The organism is Neobacillus niacini, assembly GCF_031457145.1.
Taxonomy (GTDB): Bacteria; Bacillota; Bacilli; order Bacillales; family Cytobacillaceae; genus Neobacillus; species Neobacillus niacini_J.
Genome location: NZ_JAVDVZ010000002.1, coordinates 151,436 through 173,959, shown reverse-complemented (window position 1 = coordinate 173,959; position 22,524 = coordinate 151,436). Strand labels below are relative to the sequence as shown.

The following is a 22,524-nucleotide window of genomic DNA, read 5'->3' as shown; positions in this document are numbered from 1 at the left end:
TATTTTTTGTCAAGTACAGACTTTGGTGTTGAGTCAGTAATCTACAATAATTTAATTCTTTGTCACTTATCAATTTACCTTTTCTGGCAATTGTATTTTTGCGGACATGCTGTTAATCGAGTATGAATTTGTTTATTTCGTGAAAATTAAATAGCTTTATAATGTTGTTATAGTGCTAGTTTGATATAAATTTGTTTGGGGGTGTCATAACAAATGCATATTATCGTTGTAGGCCTAAACTATCGAACAGCCCCTGTTGAAATCAGGGAAAGATTAACATTTGATGAGGCAAATTTGAGGTATGCGATGCAGACACTTCAAAACAAAAAAAGTATCCTTGAAAATATCATCATTTCTACCTGTAACCGTACAGAAATCTATGCTGTTGTAGACCAGCTCCGTACAGGCATTTATTATATAAAGGGATTTCTATCAGAATGGTTTGAAATAGAACAATGTGAGTTTTCACCATTCTTATTTATACATGAACAAGACGGTACAGTTGAACACTTGTATAAAGTTGCATGTGGCTTAGATTCAATGGTACTAGGGGAAACACAGATTCTAGGTCAAGTTCGTTCAAGTTTCTTATTAGCTCAAGATGGAAAGACGATCGGAACGGTGTTTAATCACTTATTTAAGCAGGCAGTGACTGTTGCAAAACGCGCTCATTCTGAAACGGGAATCGGTGCAAATGCTGTTTCAGTCAGTTATGCTGCTATTGAACTAGCAAAAAAGGTTGTTGGTCCTCTTAACAATAAACATGTGCTTATTCTTGGAGCAGGGAAGATGGGGGAATTGGTTATTCAGAATCTCCATGCAAACGGTGCTAAGAGAGTTACGGTTATTAACCGGAATTACCAAAGAGCTGAAGTTCTTGCTAGACGATTTTTAGGAGAAGCCAAAACTTTAAATGAACTTCAAAGTGTACTCATTGAAGCTGATATCCTGATCAGTTCAACCGGTGCGAAAGGATTCGTGGTTACAAAGGAAATTATGGAAAATGTCAGCAAAGTACGTAAAGGAAAGCCTTTGTTCATGGTGGATATTGCTGTACCGCGTAACCTTGATCCTCTTATTGCTGATATAGAAAATACATATCTATACAATATTGATGATCTTGAAGGAACTGTGGAAGCAAATCTACAAGAACGCAAAAAAGCTAAAGATAAGATTATGTTGTTAATTGAAGAGGAAATTGTCTTTTTTAAGCAGTGGTTAAATACTTTAGGTGTTGTCCCAGTTATTTCTGCGCTTTGTGTTAAGGCACTTGAAATTCAACAAGAGACAATGTATAGCATTGAATGTAAGCTGCCACATCTTTCTGAGCGTGATATCAAGGTTTTAAATAAGCATATAAAGAGTATCATTAATCAGCTTCTAAAGGACCCTATCCAGCAAGCAAAAGAAATTCCCTCAAGACAAAATTCAGCTGAAGCACTAAATTTATTTATGAAAATATTCAATATTGAGCAGCTTGTAGCTGAACAAAAAGGATTGAAAAAAGTCGAAAAAGATCACGTCGTAGTTCAGGCTTAACAGGATCCTTTCTCAAATTGGGATCAGGACCTGTCACTTCAGCTGGGTAAATTATTAACCATAATATGGGGGAGGAAATAAAATGTTATCGAAAAAATATTCAATTTTAATTGGCTGTTTAATGGTATTACTATTAATTGCGGCAGGATGTGCTTCAAAAGATGCAGGGAGTGATGGTAATCAAAATAATACAGAAGAGAGCAAGGATCCCATCACGTTAAAACTGGCAACGTGGAATTCAGCACAGTCTTATTTTGTTACAGAATATCTTGAACCGTTTATGGAAGAGGTTACCAGTTCAACAGATGGCCGGGTTCAGTTTAAGTTTTATCCTGCGGAACAACTTGGAAGTGCAAAAGATTCATTAAGTATGGTGGCTAAGGGTGTAGTCGATATTTCTCATTTCGCGCCCAATTATTCACCCAGTGAAATGCCGGCAGGAACGTCAATGATGAGTATACCGGGATTGTATGAAACAACTATCCAAGGTGCAACTGCTTATTATAACATCGCCCAACACAGTCCGGTATTGGAAACAGAATTTTTAAATAATGGTGTAAGACCCGTATCTTTGGCCTTAACTCCGTTCTTCGACATCATGACAACAGGGAAGAAAATCAAGGTTCCAGAGGACTTAGAAGGATTGAAAATATTTGCGCCAGGTAGAGTAAATACTGAAGTGTTTAACTATTCTGGAGCCACACCCGTATCAATGACTGCCAGTGATCTATATACTGCGTTTAGCATGGGAGTTGTTGATGGAGTGCACTTCAGCTATGCTTCGGCAGATAAATTCGGTCTCCTTGAATTGCCAAAGTATGCAGTAAAAGATCTAAATATGGGAGCATCAGTAGAGGGTCTTATCATAAATGAAGAGGTATTTCAAAATTTACCTCAAGATATACAAGAAGTTATCATGCAAGTGGGTGAAAAAATGGGAAAAAGGTTGACCGAATATCAAGCTGATTTAAATACAAAACTCTTTGAAGATATGGCCGAATCCGGGAAAATTACCACCTATGAAATACCAGAAAGTGAAAAAGAACAATGGCAAAAATTCTACGCTGAATTTAAACAACATTGGATTAAGCAGCAGGACGGCGAGTATTTTAACAAAGCACTAGAAATGTTTGAAGAAGAATTAGAAAAACTTAAATAAAAATGATATGGGAATAACTTTTTTTGTCACTCGTACAAACAATAACATGTATAGATGAAGAAATCTTATTCTGAATACTTACAAACACCAATTGTTATTCCACCTTACAAATGGAAAAATACTGAATATTCATATAATATAAATCCATCCTAACAGTAAAATAATTAGTTAAATTCAGAAAATTAGTTGTTTCCGTACTTAAGAAATTGAGGGGGTTAATGGAACAATTATTTTAGGGAGGAAGATAAAATGTTAACCAAAAAATATTCAATCCTAATTGGCTGTTTAATGGTATTACTTTTAATTGCGGCGGGATGTAGTTCAAGTGCAGAAGATGCAGGAAGTGAAGCGGATTCGATCACATTAAAACTGGCAACGTGGGAGCCAGCAAATTCTATGCATGTTAAAGAATTCCTTGAACCGTTTATGGAAGAGGTTACCAGTTTAACAGATGGACGGGTTCAGTTTAAGTTTTACCCTGCGGAACAACTTGGAAGTGCAGCCGATTCATTAAGTAATGTGGCTAAGGGTGTTGTCGATATTTCTCATTTCACGCCTAATTATACACCTAGTGAAATGCCGATAGGATCGTCAATGATGGGTATTCCGGGATTGTATGAAACAACTATCCAAGGTACAACGGCTTATTCTAAAATCGCCCAACAAAGCCCGGTATTGGAAACAGAATTTTTAAAGAACGGTGTAAGACCCATAGCTATGGATATACCTCCGTTCTACGACATCGTGACAACAGGAAAAGAAATCAAGGTTCCAGAAGATTTAAAAGGATTGAAAATAAGAACTTCAGGTGGAGTATTTTCTGAAGTGATGAACAATCTTGGAGCCACACCTGTATCAATAAGTATTACTGAATCTTATACTGCATTAAACATGGGAGTTGTTGATGGCATGCATACCAGCTATACAACTATGCAAAAATTCGGTCTCCTTGATTTACCAAAGTATGCAGTAAAAGGTGTAAATATAGGAGCGCCAGTACAAGGTCTTATCATTAATGAAAAGGTATATCAAAATTTACCTCAAGATATACAGGAAGTTATCATGCAAGTGGGTGAAACAATGGGAAAAAGTTTTACCGAATATCAAACTGATCTAAATACAAAAGTCTTTGAAGACTTAGCCGAATCCGGAGATGTTACCACCTATGAATTATCAGAAAGTGAAAAAGAACAATGGCAAAAATTCTACGCTGAATTTAAACAACATTGGATTAAAAAGCAGGACGGTGAGTATTTTAACAAAGCACTAGAAATGTTTGAAGAAGAATTAGAAAAAATTAAATAAAATGTTAATCCTATGAATTTATTTCATTATATTTAGTGACTTAAACTTAACGAAAGGAATGGTTATAAGATTGAAAATAAATATGCCCTTGAATAATATTAGAGTGCTCGACTTATCTAGGCTATTGCCTGGTCCATACTGCACTCAGCTTTTGGCCGATTTTGGTGCAGAAGTTATTAAAGTAGAAGAACCTAAGCTTGGGGATTATGCAAGATGGGGGGAGCCAAAGATTGGTGAATATAAACCCATATTTTCATCACTAAATCGAAATAAAAAAAGCATTACATTAGATTTGAAAAACATGGAAGATAAGAAATCCTTTATAGAATTAGTCAAAACATCGGATGTGCTTGTTGAATCTTTCCGTCCGAGTGTAATGAAAAATTTAGGTCTTGATTATGACACATTGAAAGAAATCAACCCAAAACTTGTTTACTGTGCTATTACAGGTTATGGCCAAAATGGTCCTTATAAAGATAAACCAGGACATGACATTAATTATTTAAGCATTGCTGGCCTGTTGCAATTCAATGGAGAAAAGGATAATAAACCTATACCCCCAGCAACGCAAATAGCTGATATCGGTGGTGGATCTCTTATGGCAGCCGTTGGTATTTTAACTGCATTAATGGGAAGAAATCAAACTGGAAAAGGTCAATTTGTTGATATTTCAATGACTGACGGTGTTTTATCATGGTTGCAAACTATTCTTCCAGACTATTTAGTTGGACAGGATAAACAAAAAGGAGAGCTAAAGCTGTCAGGTGGGAAAGCAGCCTATAGTGTATATGAAACCGCTGATAACCGATATCTCTCTGTAGGAGCACTTGAGCCTAAGTTTTGGAAGGAATTTTGTGAAGGGATTGAACGTTTAGATTTTATTCCTTTACTTGAGGCACCTTTTACAGAACAAGAGAAATTAAAAGCGGAGATTGAGCAGATTATCAAGAAAAAAACGTTAGATGAATGGGTAGCTATATTTGATCAATTAGATGCTTGTGTCTCACCTGTCTTGTTGCTTGAAGAAGTGTTAAATCATCCTCAAATTAAAGCACGTGATATGATTGTGGAAATAGATGATGACGAATTAGGAAAAATGAAACATATTGGAATTCCAATAAAACTATCAGATACTCCCGGCCAAATTCGTACAAGAGCACCTAAACTTGGAGAACATAATGAAGAGTTACTGAGACATTTACAATCCTGAAATTCGAATTTATGTCGCTTTTGGTGTTCGCTTAAGGCAATAGGCAACGGAAGTAGTCAATATATGTTAAAAGCATAAAGGATGAGGAGCAATATGATAAAAAAAATACATCACATTGGAATTATCGTAAAAAATGTTGAAGAAGCTGTTAAGCCATATGAACAAGGATTAGGTTTAGCGAATATTACATTTGAAACTGTTGAGTCTTTTAACGTGAAAATTGCGTTTATTCCAGTTGGAGATGTGCAAATTGAACTGATACAGCCACTTGCTGAAGACGATGAGTTCGCACAATTTGTAAATAACGGTGGCGCCTTGCATCACATCGCTTTTGAAGTAACAAATTTAGAGGATCGTATACTCCAGTTGTTAGAAAGAGCTATACGAATGAAAGACCACGAGCCTAAAATTGGATCACATGGAGCTAAAATTGCCTTTGCAGATGCTAGTAACTTTGACCAAGTACGAGTGGAATTTATTGAGCCCACATATAAGCCTCTACCAAAATAAATTAGTATTCAAAAGCTGGCTCTAAAGAAAAAAGGTAGAGAGTTATGGAATCAATTTGGCGAAATAAAGATAAACAAGTATAAAAATTAAAGGTGGGGATCACAAAATGGATGGAATCACATGGGAGTACACATTTGATACAGTTGTTGTGGGTTCGGGTGCAGCCGGTTTAATGGCTGCGCTCACAGCAGCGAACAATGGAGATAAAGTAGTTGTTTTAGAAAAACATAAGAAATATGGTGGTACAACAAGTATTTCAGGTGGACAAATTTGGGCACCAAATAACAATAAAATGAAGGACTTTGGGTTAGAGGATTCCTATGAAGAGGCACTAACATATTTAAAAAGTGTTGTGGGTGATAACACAGAACATGAAGTATTGGAGTCATTTCTTCGTGCAATTCCTGAAGCTATTGAATATATTGAAGCACATACACCGCTTAGATTTCAATGCATCCCGAAATTATTAGACTATCGTCAAGAATTGCCCGGATCATCAAAAGGTGGTCGAACACTGGACATTAAGCCCATTTCTGCAGAAATATTAGAGGAAAAAATAGATGAAGTGTATTTATCGCCATCTTTTGTACCAATAACGTACTCTGAAACAGAAAAATGGCACTCTTTCGCTTATCCGAAATATATTGACCAAGAACTTGTAAACGATCGAAAGAAAAATAACATTCGCACAATTGGTAATGCACTCATAGTTGGATTATTTAAAGGCTGCTTAGATGCAGGTGTTATTTTTAAGAAAAATGTTTCAGTGAAAGAACTTATTAAAAATGAACGAGTAGAAGGTGTACTTGCAGATATCGAAGGTGAGATAGTAAACATTCAAGCACGCAAAAATGTCATATTAGCAACTGGTGGTTTTGAATGGAATGAAAAATATAGAAGGCGGTTTTTAAGAGGTCCATTGACGGCACCAGCAAGTCTACCTTTGAGTACGGGTGACGGTCTAAAAATGGTCATGCAAGTTGGCGCCGATTTAGCAAATTTAAATGAAGCATTTTGGGTACCAACTGTAAAAATCGATGGTGAGGAATTTGAAGGAAAGCAACTATATCGAATGACACGTGGTGAACGTTCATTACCCGGTAGTATTATGATTAATAGGTTTGGTAAGCGTTTCGTAAATGAAGCTGCCAATTATAATGATACCTCTAAAGCATTCCACTATTTTGATGCTGTAGAATATGACTATGTAAACACACCTGCTTGGATTATCCTTGACAGTTTATTTAAATCAAAGTATTCGGTTGTTACGAGTTTACCAGGAGAAGAAGCCCCAGTTTGGCTAACTAAAGCTGAAACGTTGGCTGAGCTTGCAGAAAAAATAGGAGTAGACACAGAGATTTTAGAAAAAACAGTCCAAGAATTCAATGAACATGCAAAAGCCGGCAAGGATCCTGAATTTCATCGAGGCGAAAGTCAATACAATTGGTACTATGGAGACCCAGAACACCCAATCAACCCAAGTGTTGGTCCGTTAGAGACAGGTCCATATTATGCATTACGTGTGTACCCTGGAGCTATTGGAACAAAAGGAGGAGCAGTAATAAATAAACATGGACAGGTATTAGATGTTAATGAAAATCCTATTGATGGGTTATATGCAGTAGGTAACGTCGCAGCAAGCATAATGGGACCAGGATACCCTGGGGCAGGAAGTACACTAGGGCCAGCGGTAGCATTTGGCTATCTAGCAGGGTTACATGCATCAAAGAATCTTAATGCTGGTAACGCAGTGGTATAGTAGCTGTACAATCCAATAAGATTAGTAGATGGATTCGCAGGAATCCAATCTACTGTTTTATTCTTACTTTGATGATCACAAGCTTTCATAACATTGTCAGGATATGTAGTTTACTTATTTAAGAGATTTATTATTGAATATGAATTACCTTTGGTGACGCACATAAATATTTCAGCTTCCTGTAGAGGTGGACGACCTTTGTGATTATAGCTTTGTTAACTCAACCTTGTCTATCCTGCTGACCTTGGGATTCGAACGGTCATGCATGGACACGGACCAGTTTTAGATTTGATTGCTTTACCTAAATATAATCTTAGTCGAAAACTAAGCGAAGAGGTGAAAACAAATAATGGGAAAATTAACCAAAGTATTTAATTATTTTGATAAAATTACTATCGGAATATCGACTTTTTCATTGTTTATCATGATGGTGTGGATTTTTGTGGATGTAATGTTAAGAACCTTATTTAACATTACTATTCAAGGTACAATTGAATTAACTGGAGAGTACCTGATGGTATTAATAGTCTTTTTTGCGATAAGCGATACCCACAAAGTTGATGGTCATGTAAAAGTTACTTCTTTAGTGGAGAGGTTCTCCAAACGAATGAAAAATATAGTTAAGGTCATTACAAACCTAATTGGAGCCTGCTTATTTTTAGTTATCAGCATTTTGAATTATCAAGAGGGTTTAAGCTATCTTGAAATGAATATAAAATCTGTTGGCGTTTTGGGGTATCCACTTGCACCTGCGTTATTCATTATATCACTAGGATTGTTAATGATTACATTAAGATTACTAATAGAATGTATCGCAATTCTTTTTCCAAACATAGGAATATCTAGTAGTACTTTATTTAGTAGTACATTATCTGATCCTGAAAAGGAAATTAAGTTTAACGGTTAAAGAGTATCCGTAAATTATTCTTACTCACCTGGGGGGATTTTATGTTAACGCTAGGCATTTGTATATTATTGTTGCTGCTTTTATTTATAGGCATGCCAATAGGATTCACTCTAATTGCTGTAGGGTCTCTTGGTATTTTTATGGTTGGAGGCATTGATTCATTTACTGGAATCCTATCCACTACCGCTTATAGAAGTGTTAATAGTTTTACTTTAACCACTATACCTTTGTTTATATTAATGGCGAATTTCATTTCTAAAAGTAATATCGCTAAAGATTTATATGACAGCATCCTTAAATGGATTGGTCATGTACCGGGAGGCGTAGGAGTTTCTACCGTATTTGCGAGTGCAGGTTTTGGTACGCTATCTGGTTCGAGTATTGCAGCTACTTCGATTATGGCAAAGATTTGTGTTCCGGAGATGATCAAAGCTAGATATAAAGATTCTTTTGCTGCAGGTTTGGTTGCTTCATCGACGGGAACCTTGGCCGTCATGATTCCTCCTAGTGTTCCGTTAATTCTTTATGCCATTCAAACAGAGACCTCAATAGGAAAACTATTAATGGCCGGAATTATTCCAGGAATTTTGCTTGCATTTCTTCTGTGCCTTTATATTGTTTTTGCTTCAATTAAGTTGGGGAGTAAAACTGAAAAAGTCTCATGGCGTGAAAGATTTATATCCCTTAAATACATCTGGCCAATGATCCTGCTTGTCCTTTTAGTTATATCGATTATGTACTTTGGAATAGCTACTGCCACAGAGGCTTCTGCTTTTGGTGCAATCGGTGCACTTGTAATTGGTGCAATCATGAAGAGATTGAACCTGAAAGATATAATTGAAGCGCTTAAAGATGCCAGTCAACAAACGGCTATGATTTTTACAATTATTATTGGGGGCTACATCTTTGCTTATTTCTTTACATTAACTGGTTTAGGACAAAGTTTGATTTCCGCTATTGCTGAAAGCGGTTTATCCAAATGGACTGTTTTGTTCTTAGTTATCATCTTCTATTTAATCCTTGGATTAGTGATGGATTTAATAGGATCAATGATTTTAACGTTGCCTCTTATATTTCCTGTTATGGTAAATTTGGGCTTCGATCCAATATGGTTTGGTGTCATCGTTGTATTGCTATTGGAAATTGGTCTAGTTACACCCCCTGTAGGAATCAATTTGTATATAACAAGCCAACAAACTGGAGTCCCTGACAATAAAGTTTGGCGTGGTTCTATACCGTTTCTTGGTATTCTGCTATTTACCATAGTACTCATGTGTATTTTCCCACAGATCATTTTATATTTGCCAAATCAGATGTAGATTTAGTAGCTTGTTGAATCACTCCAAGATAAACTGAAGATTGCGAATCATAAGAACATCCGGGTTGGAATATTAGCAACCCGGACATTGAACTTCTTTACAAATATATATCCCAAAATAAATAGGAGGAAGGACATAAACAATCTTTTAGATACTAGGTTCAAAAAAATAAATTATAGAAGTATTATATGGTTTTTGAACTAATGGGTAACGCGGCCATTACGGCGGCCAAATCGGTTAACTATCACGGAGCCAGTACTGTCGAATTTCTTTTGGATTTACATGAACATGAACGATTTTACTTTATGGAGATGAATATACGGATTCAGGTCGAGCATCCCGTAACCGAAATGATCACTGGGATAGACCTGATCAAGGAACAGATTTCGGTAGCGGGCGGTTACCCACTTTCGTTTCAGCAAAGTGACGTCCAGATTAACGGTTGGCGATGGAATGCCGAATTAATGCAGAAAACCCGGCTAAAGTTGACCGTCATCAGGGGGAAATGTTCGTGTCATGATCAAAGAGATGTCTCCTGAACATTGGGGGATTGTAGGGGATAGGGGAATCGGTGAAAAAGCGAACAGAAAAAAATAACATTGTAACAGGTACAACAAAATTATAGTTTAAGTGAATTGGAGGAAAAGGAATGAGTAATGTACATCATTTTTACCCAGGATTAGATGGAGTAGTAGCTGCAGAAACAAAGATTTCATTTCTTGACACCGTGCAAGGGGAAATCGTCATTAAAGGGTTCGATTTAATTGAATTATCCAAAAAATACGGTTATTTAGATATCGTGCATCTTTTACTAGAGGACAAGCTGCCTAATCAAGAAGAGAAAAATAGATTGGAAAATAAATTAAAGAGTAACTATGAAATACAAGTAGCACTTTATGAAGTGTTTAAATTACTTCCTGAACAGACTCATCCGATGGATGCGTTAAGAACAGGTATTTCGTTTATTTCAGGGTACGATGAGAAAATTGATGATCGTTCACCGGATGTGAATAAGGAACGTGCTTACCGATTATTAGGAACTGTACCAAACATTGTAGCGAACAGCTATCAGATACTCACCAAAAAAGAGCCTGTTCATCCAGACAAAGACTTATCGTATAGTGCCAATTTCTTTTATATGATTACAAGCAGGAAACCCACAGCGATTCAAGAGGAAATTTTTGACCTTTCCTTAGTGCTTTACAGTGAGCATGAGATGCCAAATTCTACTTTCACATCAAGAGTCATTGCCTCTACTCAGTCTGATTTGTATGGAGCATTGACTGGGGCGGTTGCTTCCTTGAAAGGGAACTTACATGGCGGGGCCAATGAAGCGGTTATGCATATGCTTCTTCAAGCGAAAACGGTTGAACAGTTTGAAAAGTTATTAGAAAACAAGCTGTTAAATAAAGAGAAGATTATGGGATTTGGTCATCGTGTTTATATGAAGAAAATAGACCCTCGAGCATTAATGATGAAGGAAGCGTTAAAGCAGCTAAGTGATATACAGGGTGACGACCGTTTATACAGGATGTGTGAAGCGGGCGAAAAGGTATTGGAAAGAGAAAAAGGGCTTTATCCGAATTTAGATTATTATGCAGCTCCTGTCTACTGGATGCTTGGTATTCCAATTCCATTATATACACCAATCTTTTTTGGGGCGAGAACAGTTGGATTATGTACACATGTTATGGAGCAACATGACAATAACCACCTGTTCCGCCCGCGAGTAAATTATATTGGTGAAAGACATGCCTTAAGCAAGTAAACAACTAAGGAGTTGTTTTTAGATTCACCGTAACATGAATGTTCTGACCAACATTCATGTTACTATCATAATCAAATATTCAAGGGAAAGGAAGAGAAACATGATCAAAACAAACGAACTTAATCGAACAGATCAATTAGTAGAGGATATAACAGAATTTGTATTAAATAAAGAAATTACAAGTAATGAAGCTTTTGACACTGCTCGTTATGTATTACTAGATACACTAGGTTGCGGGTTCTTGGCATTAAATTATCCAGAATGCACAAAGCTGATGGGACCGATTGTACCAGGAACGGTTGTTCCGAATGGCTCTAGAGTACCTGGCACATCATATGTCCTTGACCCGGTAAGAGGCGCTTTCAATATTGGGTGTATGATTCGTTGGCTCGATTATAATGATACGTGGCTTGCGGCTGAGTGGGGGCATCCGTCTGATAATCTAGGTGGAATTTTGGCTGTTGCCGACTACATAAGTCGTGTCCGTGTTTCAGAAGGAAAAGAACCGTTAACAATGGAAGCCGTGTTAGAAAGTATGATTAAAGCCCATGAAATTCAAGGAGTACTTGCACTTGAAAATAGTTTAAATCGAGTCGGACTTGACCATGTTCTATTTGTCAAAGTGGCAACGACTGCTGTTGTGGCGAAACTGTTGGGTGGAACAAAAGAAGAAATTACTAACGCTATCACACATGCTTGGATTGATAATAGCAGTTTGCGTACTTACAGACATGCTCCGAATACGGGATCCCGGAAATCATGGGCTGCTGGAGATGCAACGAGTCGAGGAGTTCATTTAGCTTTGATGGCACTTAAAGGAGAAATGGGCTATAAGACAGCTCTTTCAGCACCGGGCTGGGGATTTCAAGATGTACTATTTAAAAAACAAGAATTAAAGCTAGCTCGTCCGCTTGATTCCTATGTCATGGAAAATGTCCTTTTCAAGGTTTCTTACCCTGCTGAATTCCATGCGCAAACAGCCGCGGAATGTGCGGTTCAGCTTCATCCGGAAGTGATTAACCGTTTGGATGAAATCGATCGTATTACGATTACAACGCATGAGTCAGCGATTCGTATTATTGATAAGGAAGGTCCTTTAAGTAATCCAGCTGACCGTGATCATTGTATTCAATATATTACAGCGATTGGACTTCTCTTTGGTGATATTGTTGCTGACCATTACGAAGATGAAACAGCATCAGACCCACGAGTCGACCAATTGAGAAACAAGATGGTTGTGTTGGAAAACAAACAGTACAGTGTGGATTATTTAGATCCAAATAAGCGTTCGATTACGAATGCGGTTCAAGTACATTTTAAGGATGGTTCATCAACGGGTGTAGTGGAATGTGAGTATCCATTAGGACATCGTTTCCGTCGAGATGAAGCGATTCCTCAAATTAATAAAAAGTTTACTTCCAATTTACAGACTCATTTCTCACGAAAACAAGCAAAGGATATTCAAGAAGTATGCTCGGATGCGAAAAAATTGTCCAATATCCCAGTAAATGAATTTATGGACTTGTTTTTAATCTAAAGGAGGAACGAAGTATGGCATGGATTGTAGATCAACCTTCAACTCAAGCGGAATTAGCCACCAGTTTTAAAGAACTTATGACTGCTCCTGATATTTTGCAAATACCAGGAGCGCATGATGCAATGGCAGCCCTTGTAGCTAAGCAAGCAGGGTTTTCCACTCTTTACTTATCAGGTGCGGCGTATACAGCCAGCTGTGGGTTACCCGATTTAGGAGTGGTCACATCAGCAGAAATGGCGCAAAGGGCAAGAGAATTAGTTCGAGCAACCGATTTACCAGTTCTAGTGGATATTGATACTGGTTTTGGAGGTGTACTGAACGTGGCTCGTACAGCACGTGAGATGTGGGAAGCCAATGTAGCGGCTGTCCAACTGGAAGACCAGCAGCTGCCGAAAAAATGCGGCCATTTAAATGGAAAAAAACTGATTTCTACAGTGGAAATGGTGCAAAAAATTCAAGCTATTAAAAAAGCGGCTCCGTCTCTTGTGATTGTCGCTCGAACAGATGCCCGAGCTGTTGAAAGCCTTAAATTGGCGATTGAACGGGCAAAGGCTTATGTAGAAGCAGGAGCAGATGCAATTTTTCCTGAGTCTCTTCAATCGGAAGAGGAATTTCGTTTATTCTCTCAATCTATTTCAGTGCCCTTGTTAGCGAATATGACGGAATTTGGAAAAACTCCTTATTATACCGCAGAAGAATTTGCTGATATGGGGTATCAAATGGTTATTTATCCGGTTACATCTTTACGAGTGGCTGCAAAAGCGTACGAGCGTATTTTTCAGCTTATAAAAGAACAGGGTACGCAAAAAGAAGGCCTTGATAATATGCAGACGAGAAGTGAACTGTATTCAACGATTTCTTATTATGAATTTGAGGGATTAGATCAGGAAATCGCCAAAACTTTATTATCAAAAGGACAGTAAGAAATTAAGGGGTCGGTTCCTGTTGAATAGGGATATTTACTTGCATGAGTTTTCCGGAACTCATGCACTTATTTTATTTCTTGTCTTGACAGTTTAAACTTTTGTATAAATTTTAATTTTACGAGTGATAGTAGAGGACAAGGAAACTTATTTGATATTTTAACTTCACGTTTTATAAATAATGTTTCTGGAATTATTCCTGACCATGGTACTATATCTTCATTTATGAAAATTAACAAAAAAGCGATTAAGCAGCTGTTTAAAGAATTTACTCTTATGTTAAAAGGTTTTGGTCTTATTAATGGCACAATTGTCGCTATCGATGGGACAAAAATAAAAGCAAATAGCGCAAAAAATAAACACTATAATGAAAATATTATTAAAGAGAAATTAGGATACTACGAAGCGAAAATTGAGGAATATATCAATGACGTTTTAAGAACAACTGATGATGAGAGTATGAAACAAAAAATAAATGATAAAATTGGGAGCTATCAAGAAAGAATAAAGAAATTAAATGCCATTAAAGAAGAACTAAAGGAACAAGGAAAGAAACAAATTTGTTTAACTGATTCAGACGCAAAGTCGATGAAGAATAATGGAAAATTTGAGGTTTGCTTTAATGTCCAAGCAGTTGTAGATAATAAAAATAAATTAATTGTAGATTTCGAAGTAGTAAATGATGTTAATGACCAAGGTCAATTATCAAACATGTTTAAAAAAGCTAAGGAAGTATTTGAGGACCAAAAAGTTACAGCTTTAGCTGATACAGGTTATTTCAATATTTCTGAAATAATTGAAGTGGTAGATGAACAGACCGAAATCCTTATAAAGCCCCAAAAAGGAAAACAACAAAAGGTTGAAAACGGATTTGATAAATTAAGCTTCAAATATGATCAAATAAAGGATGTTTTTATTTGCCCGATGGGCTATTGTTTAAATTTTAAATGGAATGGAAAGCAAAACGGTAAAGAAATCAAACGCTATACATGTGTAAACTATAATGAATGCGGGAAAAAAGAGTTGTGTACTTCCGCAAAAGGCGGAAGATCAATTATCAGGTATAAAGATGAAGAAATCATTGACCAGGTAACTGAAAATACCATTAGAAAAGATCATATTTATAAGAAAAGGGGCTCTATTATAGAACACCTTTTTGGAACCATAAAACGACATTTTGGTTATACATATTTTTTAACAAGAGGGCTTGAATCAGTAAACTCTGAGGTAAGTCTTATTTGTCTTGCATATAATTTTAAAAGACTAATAAATATAATCGGAGTTAAAGAGTTAATAAGAAAATTCAGAGGGGGCATAGCCCCCTTTTTACATGCATCTTATGATATTTTATTGTTTTTATCGAAAATCAAACAGAAATATTTCCACCTTTATAAATTTATAATTAATTGTTAGACAGACTCACGTACGGTGTTGTGAGAGGGGCGAAAATAAATTACTTTATTTTCCCTCTACTCGATTTAAAGTGAGTTTAACAATTACCTAGTATTTAGTGATTCTCCCTTAGTGGTACTATATAATTTATATATGGAAGGAATTAGAATATAACGATTGAGGGTACAGAAATATGGCTGAAAATGTTATTCTGACTTGCCCACATTGTGGGAATAAAACTCTAATGAAATTGTTAAATAAATATGATAAGGTAACGACGGTTAATATGGACTATGGTGAAGTAGCTCAATTTAATGATATTTTTGAATTTTTTGAATGCCCTGTTTGCAAAGACTATCATTTGTATCATACTCATTGGAATACTGAGGAAGGATACCATGATGGTTGGGATATATATGAAGACGGTAGAGTTTTATTCCCAGTCACTGAAACAGTATATTTATATAGATTACCAAAAAATGTTAAAAGTGCTTATGAGTCAGCTTTGAAGGTGCGAAATATTGATTACTTTGCGTGTGTAATGTCTCTGAGGAGGACTTTAGAAATGGTATGTAAGGATAAAGGAGCTGTTAATGGTCAACTCCATCATAAGCTCAATCAATTGCAACAACAAGGAATTTTACCACCATTAATGGGAGACGTATCGAAGGTGATAAAAGACTTTGGAAATATGGCTGCTCATGGAGACCAAGTTGATTTTGATAGATATGTGGTTGACAGTATGTTCAGATTAACTAATAAAATACTCGAATTTGTTTACATACTTCCTAGAGAAATAGAAACAGCAAGACAAGAACTAGCAGACTTGACAGAAGACCTTAGCTCACATTAGGAATAGTTGGGAGAAAGATCGATGAAGAATATTAATCATATTTTTAATGACCTAGAAGAATATAGAACACCATTAGAGATGAAAAAATACTTTGAAGAAAAGAAACAAATCATTAACGATAACAATGAATATGTGAAGCTTGCTAGGATAAAAAAAGGTCGTATTAAGGAATTTTTAGAAGAGTTCTATCCACTTTATTTGTTTAGTCAATCAAAATTCTGTGATGATGATTCAAAGTGTAAAATAATACTTGGTAATCAAGGTTATGACGGCTCAATTATACTTAGATTACAAGTGTCGCATATACGAGTATCAAAATAGAGGGTGAGATTGGTATGAAATATGGTTATGGTCGTGTTTCTACAGCAGGTCAAAATTTAACTGCACAAATTAAACAACTTCAAGAAGCAGGTTGTAAAACTATTTATAAAGAGAAGGTTAGTGGTAAAAAGAAAGAAAACAGGGAGCAATTCAACCTACTCCTTGAGACAGTCCAAGAAGGAGATTCTATTGTTGTTACAAAGTTAGATAGATTTGCCAGAAGCACAAAGGATGCATTAAACACCATTGAATATTTAAATAGCAAAAAAGTTTCCCTAATTGTTTTGAACATGGGCGGGGATAAGATTGATACGGGAACAGCAATTGGTAGGTTAATGATTACTGTCCTTTCTGGTATAGCCAAATTTGAAGCAGACATGATTAAGGAAAGACAAGTGGAGGGCATTGAAGAAGCAAAGCTAAGAGGTGTGTATAAAGGTAGACCTAAGAAGTACACAAAAAATAACAGAGGTTTACAATATGCCCTTGAGTTATTCCGCAATAGAGCAACCAATAAAATGACCGTTAAAGAGATTGAAGAGATAACAAAAATAAGCAAAGCAACTTTGTATAGGGCGGTTAGAGAATGGAGAGAGGATGATTAGTCGCTTTATAAATGGTAAGATGGAGTCGGACTGATTTGACCCAATAATTAAATAAATTCATCAACTTGCTGGACATAGTTCATAGGATGTAACCTATAAATTTTATGTTGTAAGTAAATTAGAAGATAAACCAAATTTAGTTGACCAATTACGAATTTAAGCACTTACTAACTAGGTGCTTTTTTTGTTTTTAATTAAGATAATAATTTAAGTGAAGTAAGCAAGGGGGATGGTTTACAGGGATTTGGGATAATATGTGACTTTTCCAAGGGTTAATACACTCCCAGCACAAGTTAGCCATTTCCATAAGCAAAAATACTACAAATTTTAACAAATTAGTAAAGGTAACCTCCATTTTTTGTCGAATAATGGATATAGGGAGGCATCTAATTAAGTATTTGTGTTACGAGTGAAGTAAGGGAAAACCATTTTACTTAGAAATGAAAATTATTAAGTGGGGGTCTTCTCAAACCGAGCAAAAAATGGGGGGATAGTATGATTCTTAAACATTTGACTGTTGAGAATTTTAGGAACTTTGAAAGCGTGAATATAGATTTAACTAATCGCAATATTGTTTTTGGGCTCAATGATATCGGTAAGAGTAATTTCCTATCTGCAATACGGTTCTTACTAGATAGAAATTTCAGGAGAAATGGTTTCATGGATTCTGATTTCTACAATAAAGATACAACTAGAGAAATTGTAATAACTCTAAAGATTGAGATTGCTGATGATGAAGAAAACGATGATAACAAGAAAATTTATACAATGATGAGCGGTGCTATACCTTCAGGTGCTGAAGAAATCTATATTCAACTTAAATCAGAGTATAACAGTGAAACACTCATGGGGGAACCAACTCTTTTTTGGGGTGTTGATTTAGATGCTTTAGAGGGAATACCTAGCAGCCAGTCGTATTACGACCTCGATAAATACTTTAATGTAGTTTACATAGACTCATCAATTCAACTAGAGAATACATTCAAGAGATACTCAAAAGAGATTTTAAAAGGAGAATCAAGTTTAAGTGAAACAGAAAGAAAAGTACTTAGCACCCATATAAATAATCTTAATAAGAGCGTAGGTAAGTTGAGTACGATTAAGACATTTGAAAAAGAACTAGTAGATGAATATAAGAAATTTAAAGATGAGAAGAATTTCAAAGTATCTATTCAATCGGAGATTGAATTAAGTAACATTCATAGCAAACTAACACCCTATATACTGGATGAAAATAGTGAAAACTACCCTACTTCTGGTGATGGTAGGAAAAAAATATTGGCTTATACACTTCTTACTCTTGAGAACCGCAGATTAGAGGAAAGGAAAATCAATATATTCCTTATTGAAGAACTAGAGAATCATTTACACAGGTCAATGCAGATTGCCATGTCCTATCAAATTTTCTCTGATGAGCTATTTAAGTATCTATTCATGACAACACATTCATCACTGATTGTAAGTCAGATGGATGATGTGAACCTAATCAAACTATTTAAGGATGTTACAGTTAAAGGCAAATCGTTTGTCTATAGGGTTCCAGAAGAATATAAAACCTTGAAGCAAAAATTAAATCAGAATTTAGCCGAAGCAATCTATGCTGATGTGGTTTTACTTGTTGAAGGTCCATCAGAGAAGATACTGTTTGAACGAATATTAAAAGAAAAGTGTGAGCGGTATGAGAGTTATGGTGGTTATATCCTTGAAGTAGAAGGTATCAATTTTAATGAATACTATAAGGTATTGACTGCACTTGGTATTAAAGTGATTGTGAAAACTGATAATGACCTTAAAAAAGTAAAAGGTAAGACAGATTGTAGTCTTATCGGAATAAACAGATGTCAAAGACTTATAGGTAAAAAAGAAAAAAGAAATATAACTGGTATTGATTCTACAAGATATGAAAAAGATTCTAACTACAAAGTTGAAACAAAGAGAAATGTTTTTAGCATATATCCTCAAACAATCAAAAGGTTAAAAGATAACAATATTTATCTATCCAGAGTTGATTTGGAAAATGATTTATATGAAGTTATACCAAGAATTATGGACAAACTGGCTAGGGATAACCATAGTACAAAAAACGGAGTGGATTATTTACAAAATGCAAAACTTATTAACATGATTGAATTATGTACGGGTATTAGTAAGCAAGGAATAGATAAGATTTATAAACATGAAAGATTTGAGTGTCTAAAATCGTTGGTGAATTTATGTTGCCAGTAGATAAAGATATTAGAGATGAAATCCTGACGTCAGAAGGGAATATTGTAATAAGTGCTAGTGCAGGAACAGGAAAAACTTATACTACCATACAACGAATTATCAAAGATGCAGAGGAGAATAATAAATATCAAACATTTGCAGCCGTTACTTTTACACGAAAAGCAGCTAAGGAGATTTTACATAGACTTGGTCCAAAAAAGGGCGAGGGGTTTGTCGGAACAAATGATAATTTTATTTGGTTAGAGATAATTCAACCATTCATGCATGATGTCTACGGTGAAGATTTCAGGATTGAAATCAAACCAGATTTTAGTGATGAAAATGAAATTAAAACATTCGCTGAAGGAATAGAAAAGATTAGGAACACTCAGTTGATGTGTAAGTATAACAATATAAAGAAAAACTTTGCATTCCAATTGGCTTTACAAATTTTAAAAAAGTCTCATTCCTCTAGAAGATACATGAAGGCAAAGTATTATCGGATTTATATTGACGAATATCAAGATAGTGACGTAGATATGCATAGCTTTTTTATGTTTCTATGCGATGAACTCAAAATTCCATTATTTATTGTAGGGGATTCGAAACAATCTATATATGGGTGGAGGGGAGCCTATAGTAATGGCTTTACTGGATTATTTACTAAACAAACTTTCAAGAAATTTGAACTATGGCATAACTTCAGGTCAAACAAAGTTATCCAGAATTATTCAAATATATTCATGGAGAGTGTGAGAAGACATTATCAGCAGACTGAATTTAACGATGAAGTAATTGGTTTTAGGTACAGTACTGATAGTGAAGCTATAGATTATATAAGTGAATGGATTGATGTAAGTAAGAAATGTGCCTTTTTGAACTACAGTAATAATAGTTCAGAAAAATGGAGTGAACGATTAAATAACGTTGACATCCCCTTTGTCTATATTCCTGGTTCTCCTTTGGATTACTCTAATCTTGAAAGTGAGCACGTTTGGATAGCTAGAGCTATAGCTCATTACATATTACAGCGTAGATATAGTGAGTACGATTTTATGGATGAAATACCGATGCCAGAAGCTTTCAGGATTTTTGATATTAAAAAGTTACTGATAGAAATAAAAGATTCAAAATATGACCTTAACTTGTTTAATGGAAATTGTATTAAATTGTATGAGTACCTTGGTTATTGTGAAGACTTGGAGAAAATCAAAAAAGAGATAAAAGTATTATATGATGTAGTAAATGATGAGAAATATATACCTACCTATAATCAAGACCTTTACAAATTAACTTCTGGCACAATTCATTCTTCTAAAGGTCTTGAGTTCGAGCAAGTAATAATAAATGCTCAAGATTATGACATGACAAGAGAGGGAATAAAATTTTTACATTACGTTGCAATCTCTCGACCTGAAGAAAGACTATTGATTATTGGTCAAAATGGCTTTATGGACAGATATAGAAGCTATATCCAAAATGTAATTTCAGAAACACATAATTTAGGAATTGATATTGAGTGTGAAAAAGTAATTAAGATTATTGAGTAAAAAGCTTGAATAAGACTTAATCAATACAAAAGAAATTAGCTACTAATTTTGAGAAGGAACAATTATATCATAATTAATGAGAAATATAGAGGAAGAATTGTTGCTGTGGAAAAAGTGGAATTTGAGACATCATACATAACGCAGGGAATAGAAAAAAAGACCAAAAATGTATGAAAATTCACCCGAATATGCGGGAACTAATGGGACGTATGTGCATGGGCAAGAGTCTAATATTTCCTTAAACCTAAAGGTTTCTGTATTTGAATGGGGTAGAAAAGTTAATATAGACATTAAGAGTTATATATTAGAGCAAAATGGGTGGAAACAACTTACCGTGGACAGAGTACAGGACTACAAGGAAAAAATGTTGGGAAGAAAGTAACGGTTATTAAGAGTAAGGGTAAATAGGATTTATATTCTTACTCTGAGATTTCAGTGTAATACCAAATGATTCAAATCTGACTAAGAATACGAAGATATTTTTAATCTTGGGGGCGTTAGTTTGACAGATACAGATGATATGCTAATTGAAAATTTAGAAACTATAAATCTCAAGTTTTTCCAAGAATATATAAAAAGTAAATTGAAATTATTGTTTGTTGACACAGATGTTAAAACTGAATGGGATGCAATGAAGGATGAAAGAGCACTGAATATTTATTCTCCAAGACTTGATATTGCAGTGGGTCCTTTTGCTACTTATCAGAGACTTGAATCAGATTATAATGCTATGTTTTTAGTAGATAGAACACGTATGTTTGTAGAACAGTTAATAGCATATAATAGAGAAAATTTGACTAGATATGGATATTTTGTAGAACCTAGAGAATATGATGAAGTAATTTACCAAAATTCAAATGCAAGGTGTTTTATGGCTATTGAAATTGAAAACAAAGTAAGTAGGAAACATTTAATGGGAGGAGCAATAAATGCTGCTGCCCTTGGAAGGTTAGGGGTTGTGATTCCTTGGACAGAAGACAAGCTTAGAGCCTTTGTAAGGCTCGTTCGTTACCTTTATTACTTAAAAGAAGCAGATAAAAATACCTTTAATACGACTAATTTAATAATAGTAACAAAGGAACAATTCCATACAGCACTTTTAAATGCTTTAAGTGAAAAAGAATTACAAAAGAATGACCCTAATGTATTGAGTCCATTTAAGGAAATAATTTAGATTTATATTAGTCATATCTCTAACAATATAATTATTTTTAGGGTTTTGTAATGAGGTGAAAGAACTGCCTATTTGTTGACCACTTTACATATTTTTATCACTACTTTATAATTGAAATGTAAACATTTTACAGAGAAGTAGTCTATTACTTCAGACAATGAATATACGTGGTTGTTCTTATTAGCTTGGTTTTCGTTCTTAACAACTGAAGCAGTTGTTGCGGTTGAGCCTGAGCAAGAACATGAAGTAAGATTATAGAGAAGAAAAACTTATACAAAATGCAGTAAGAACCTTAAAATATAGACACTCACTTATTATGGTGAGTGTCTTTTGTGTGGGTGGGAGGATAGTTAACAGTTGTTTATATATACAAAAAATAGTGGGCGGTCTATATACACCTTGCCAGACACTATTTTGTATGTTCAATTATCACAACCATACGTATTTTAGAGCAGACTTTAAAATTTGACAAACATAATGATAAATAC

General features: G+C 35.2%; 18 protein-coding genes and 1 pseudogene. All 19 read left to right on the top strand.

Annotation, left to right across the window (positions count from 1 at the left end; translation table 11 throughout):
- The first annotated feature begins 213 nt into the window (after positions 1–213).
- The 19 genes and pseudogenes from hemA (at position 214) to J2Y03_RS05560 (ending at position 22,036) form a co-directional block, all read left to right on the top strand.
- Positions 214–1,539, top strand: coding sequence for a glutamyl-tRNA reductase (gene hemA / locus J2Y03_RS05650; protein WP_310191736.1), 1,326 nt, complete (start codon positions 214–216; stop codon positions 1,537–1,539).
- 82 nt (positions 1,540–1,621) lie between these two features.
- Positions 1,622–2,698, top strand: coding sequence for a TRAP transporter substrate-binding protein DctP (dctP, locus tag J2Y03_RS05645; RefSeq protein ID WP_310191733.1), 1,077 nt, complete (start codon positions 1,622–1,624; stop codon positions 2,696–2,698).
- Positions 2,699–2,947: 249 nt separating this feature from the next.
- The gene (gene dctP, locus J2Y03_RS05640) at positions 2,948–4,003 is read left to right on the top strand and encodes a TRAP transporter substrate-binding protein DctP (RefSeq protein WP_310191730.1); all 1,056 of its coding nucleotides are present in this window, start codon (positions 2,948–2,950) and stop codon (positions 4,001–4,003) included.
- 82 nt (positions 4,004–4,085) lie between these two features.
- Entirely contained in the window at positions 4,086–5,213 is a 1,128-nt protein-coding gene (locus J2Y03_RS05635; RefSeq protein WP_310192995.1) for a CaiB/BaiF CoA transferase family protein, read from the top strand.
- A gap of 93 nt (positions 5,214–5,306) precedes the next feature.
- Positions 5,307–5,723 carry a VOC family protein gene (locus tag J2Y03_RS05630; RefSeq protein ID WP_310191728.1) on the top strand — a complete coding sequence of 139 codons (417 nt, stop codon included), beginning with the start codon at positions 5,307–5,309 and terminating at the stop codon, positions 5,721–5,723.
- A 106-nt stretch (positions 5,724–5,829) separates the two neighbouring features.
- A complete protein-coding gene (locus tag J2Y03_RS05625) occupies positions 5,830–7,482 on the top strand; it encodes an FAD-dependent oxidoreductase (protein ID WP_310191725.1) in 1,653 nt (550 codons plus the stop codon).
- A gap of 349 nt (positions 7,483–7,831) precedes the next feature.
- Positions 7,832–8,389 (top strand): TRAP transporter small permease, encoded by a 558-nt coding sequence (locus tag J2Y03_RS05620; protein WP_310191723.1) that lies wholly within the window; start codon positions 7,832–7,834, stop codon positions 8,387–8,389.
- Between the two features lie 41 nt (positions 8,390–8,430).
- Positions 8,431–9,708 (top strand): TRAP transporter large permease, encoded by a 1,278-nt coding sequence (locus tag J2Y03_RS05615; RefSeq protein WP_310191720.1) that lies wholly within the window; start codon positions 8,431–8,433, stop codon positions 9,706–9,708.
- A 203-nt stretch (positions 9,709–9,911) separates the two neighbouring features.
- Positions 9,912–10,192 (top strand): annotated as a pseudogene (locus J2Y03_RS05610) (ATP-binding protein); the annotation flags it as partial.
- 165 nt (positions 10,193–10,357) lie between these two features.
- On the top strand, positions 10,358–11,476 hold the full coding sequence (mmgD, locus tag J2Y03_RS05605) for a citrate synthase (RefSeq protein WP_310191717.1): 1,119 nt from the start codon (positions 10,358–10,360) through the stop codon (positions 11,474–11,476).
- A gap of 100 nt (positions 11,477–11,576) precedes the next feature.
- The gene (gene prpD / locus J2Y03_RS05600) at positions 11,577–13,013 is read left to right on the top strand and encodes a 2-methylcitrate dehydratase (RefSeq protein WP_310191715.1); all 1,437 of its coding nucleotides are present in this window, start codon (positions 11,577–11,579) and stop codon (positions 13,011–13,013) included.
- A 14-nt stretch (positions 13,014–13,027) separates the two neighbouring features.
- Positions 13,028–13,936, top strand: a complete 909-nt coding sequence (gene prpB / locus J2Y03_RS05595) for a methylisocitrate lyase (RefSeq protein WP_310191712.1) — start codon at positions 13,028–13,030, stop codon at positions 13,934–13,936.
- Positions 13,937–14,161: 225 nt separating this feature from the next.
- Complete coding sequence (locus tag J2Y03_RS05590; RefSeq protein WP_310191709.1) at positions 14,162–15,349, top strand: transposase; 1,188 nt, start codon at positions 14,162–14,164, stop codon at positions 15,347–15,349.
- Positions 15,350–15,521: 172 nt separating this feature from the next.
- Entirely contained in the window at positions 15,522–16,181 is a 660-nt protein-coding gene (locus tag J2Y03_RS05585; RefSeq protein WP_310191706.1) for a DUF4145 domain-containing protein, read from the top strand.
- A gap of 21 nt (positions 16,182–16,202) precedes the next feature.
- Positions 16,203–16,502: a hypothetical protein gene (locus J2Y03_RS05580; protein ID WP_310191702.1), complete on the top strand. Its 300-nt coding sequence runs from the start codon at positions 16,203–16,205 to the stop codon at positions 16,500–16,502.
- Between the two features lie 14 nt (positions 16,503–16,516).
- Entirely contained in the window at positions 16,517–17,107 is a 591-nt protein-coding gene (locus J2Y03_RS05575) for a recombinase family protein (RefSeq protein WP_310191699.1), read from the top strand.
- Positions 17,108–17,602: 495 nt separating this feature from the next.
- Positions 17,603–19,333, top strand: coding sequence for an ATP-dependent nuclease (locus J2Y03_RS05570; RefSeq protein ID WP_310191697.1), 1,731 nt, complete (start codon positions 17,603–17,605; stop codon positions 19,331–19,333).
- On the top strand, positions 19,297–20,862 hold the full coding sequence (locus J2Y03_RS05565) for a UvrD-helicase domain-containing protein (RefSeq protein ID WP_310191694.1): 1,566 nt from the start codon (positions 19,297–19,299) through the stop codon (positions 20,860–20,862). Before J2Y03_RS05570 ends, J2Y03_RS05565 begins: the two co-directional genes overlap by 37 nt.
- Before the next feature lie 502 nt (positions 20,863–21,364).
- Positions 21,365–22,036, top strand: coding sequence for a hypothetical protein (locus J2Y03_RS05560; protein ID WP_310191692.1), 672 nt, complete (start codon positions 21,365–21,367; stop codon positions 22,034–22,036).
- The last annotated feature ends 488 nt before the right edge of the window (positions 22,037–22,524 follow it).

Coding starts and splice junctions, on each gene's coding strand:
- hemA (WP_310191736.1), top strand. CDS start 214: ATGCATATTATCGTTGTAGGCCTAAACTATCGAACAGCCCCTGTTGAA.
- dctP (WP_310191733.1), top strand. CDS start 1,622: ATGTTATCGAAAAAATATTCAATTTTAATTGGCTGTTTAATGGTATTA.
- dctP (WP_310191730.1), top strand. CDS start 2,948: ATGTTAACCAAAAAATATTCAATCCTAATTGGCTGTTTAATGGTATTA.
- J2Y03_RS05635 (WP_310192995.1), top strand. CDS start 4,086: ATGCCCTTGAATAATATTAGAGTGCTCGACTTATCTAGGCTATTGCCT.
- J2Y03_RS05630 (WP_310191728.1), top strand. CDS start 5,307: ATGATAAAAAAAATACATCACATTGGAATTATCGTAAAAAATGTTGAA.
- J2Y03_RS05625 (WP_310191725.1), top strand. CDS start 5,830: ATGGATGGAATCACATGGGAGTACACATTTGATACAGTTGTTGTGGGT.
- J2Y03_RS05620 (WP_310191723.1), top strand. CDS start 7,832: ATGGGAAAATTAACCAAAGTATTTAATTATTTTGATAAAATTACTATC.
- J2Y03_RS05615 (WP_310191720.1), top strand. CDS start 8,431: ATGTTAACGCTAGGCATTTGTATATTATTGTTGCTGCTTTTATTTATA.
- mmgD (WP_310191717.1), top strand. CDS start 10,358: ATGAGTAATGTACATCATTTTTACCCAGGATTAGATGGAGTAGTAGCT.
- prpD (WP_310191715.1), top strand. CDS start 11,577: ATGATCAAAACAAACGAACTTAATCGAACAGATCAATTAGTAGAGGAT.
- prpB (WP_310191712.1), top strand. CDS start 13,028: ATGGCATGGATTGTAGATCAACCTTCAACTCAAGCGGAATTAGCCACC.
- J2Y03_RS05590 (WP_310191709.1), top strand. CDS start 14,162: ATGAAAATTAACAAAAAAGCGATTAAGCAGCTGTTTAAAGAATTTACT.
- J2Y03_RS05585 (WP_310191706.1), top strand. CDS start 15,522: ATGGCTGAAAATGTTATTCTGACTTGCCCACATTGTGGGAATAAAACT.
- J2Y03_RS05580 (WP_310191702.1), top strand. CDS start 16,203: ATGAAGAATATTAATCATATTTTTAATGACCTAGAAGAATATAGAACA.
- J2Y03_RS05575 (WP_310191699.1), top strand. CDS start 16,517: ATGAAATATGGTTATGGTCGTGTTTCTACAGCAGGTCAAAATTTAACT.
- J2Y03_RS05570 (WP_310191697.1), top strand. CDS start 17,603: ATGATTCTTAAACATTTGACTGTTGAGAATTTTAGGAACTTTGAAAGC.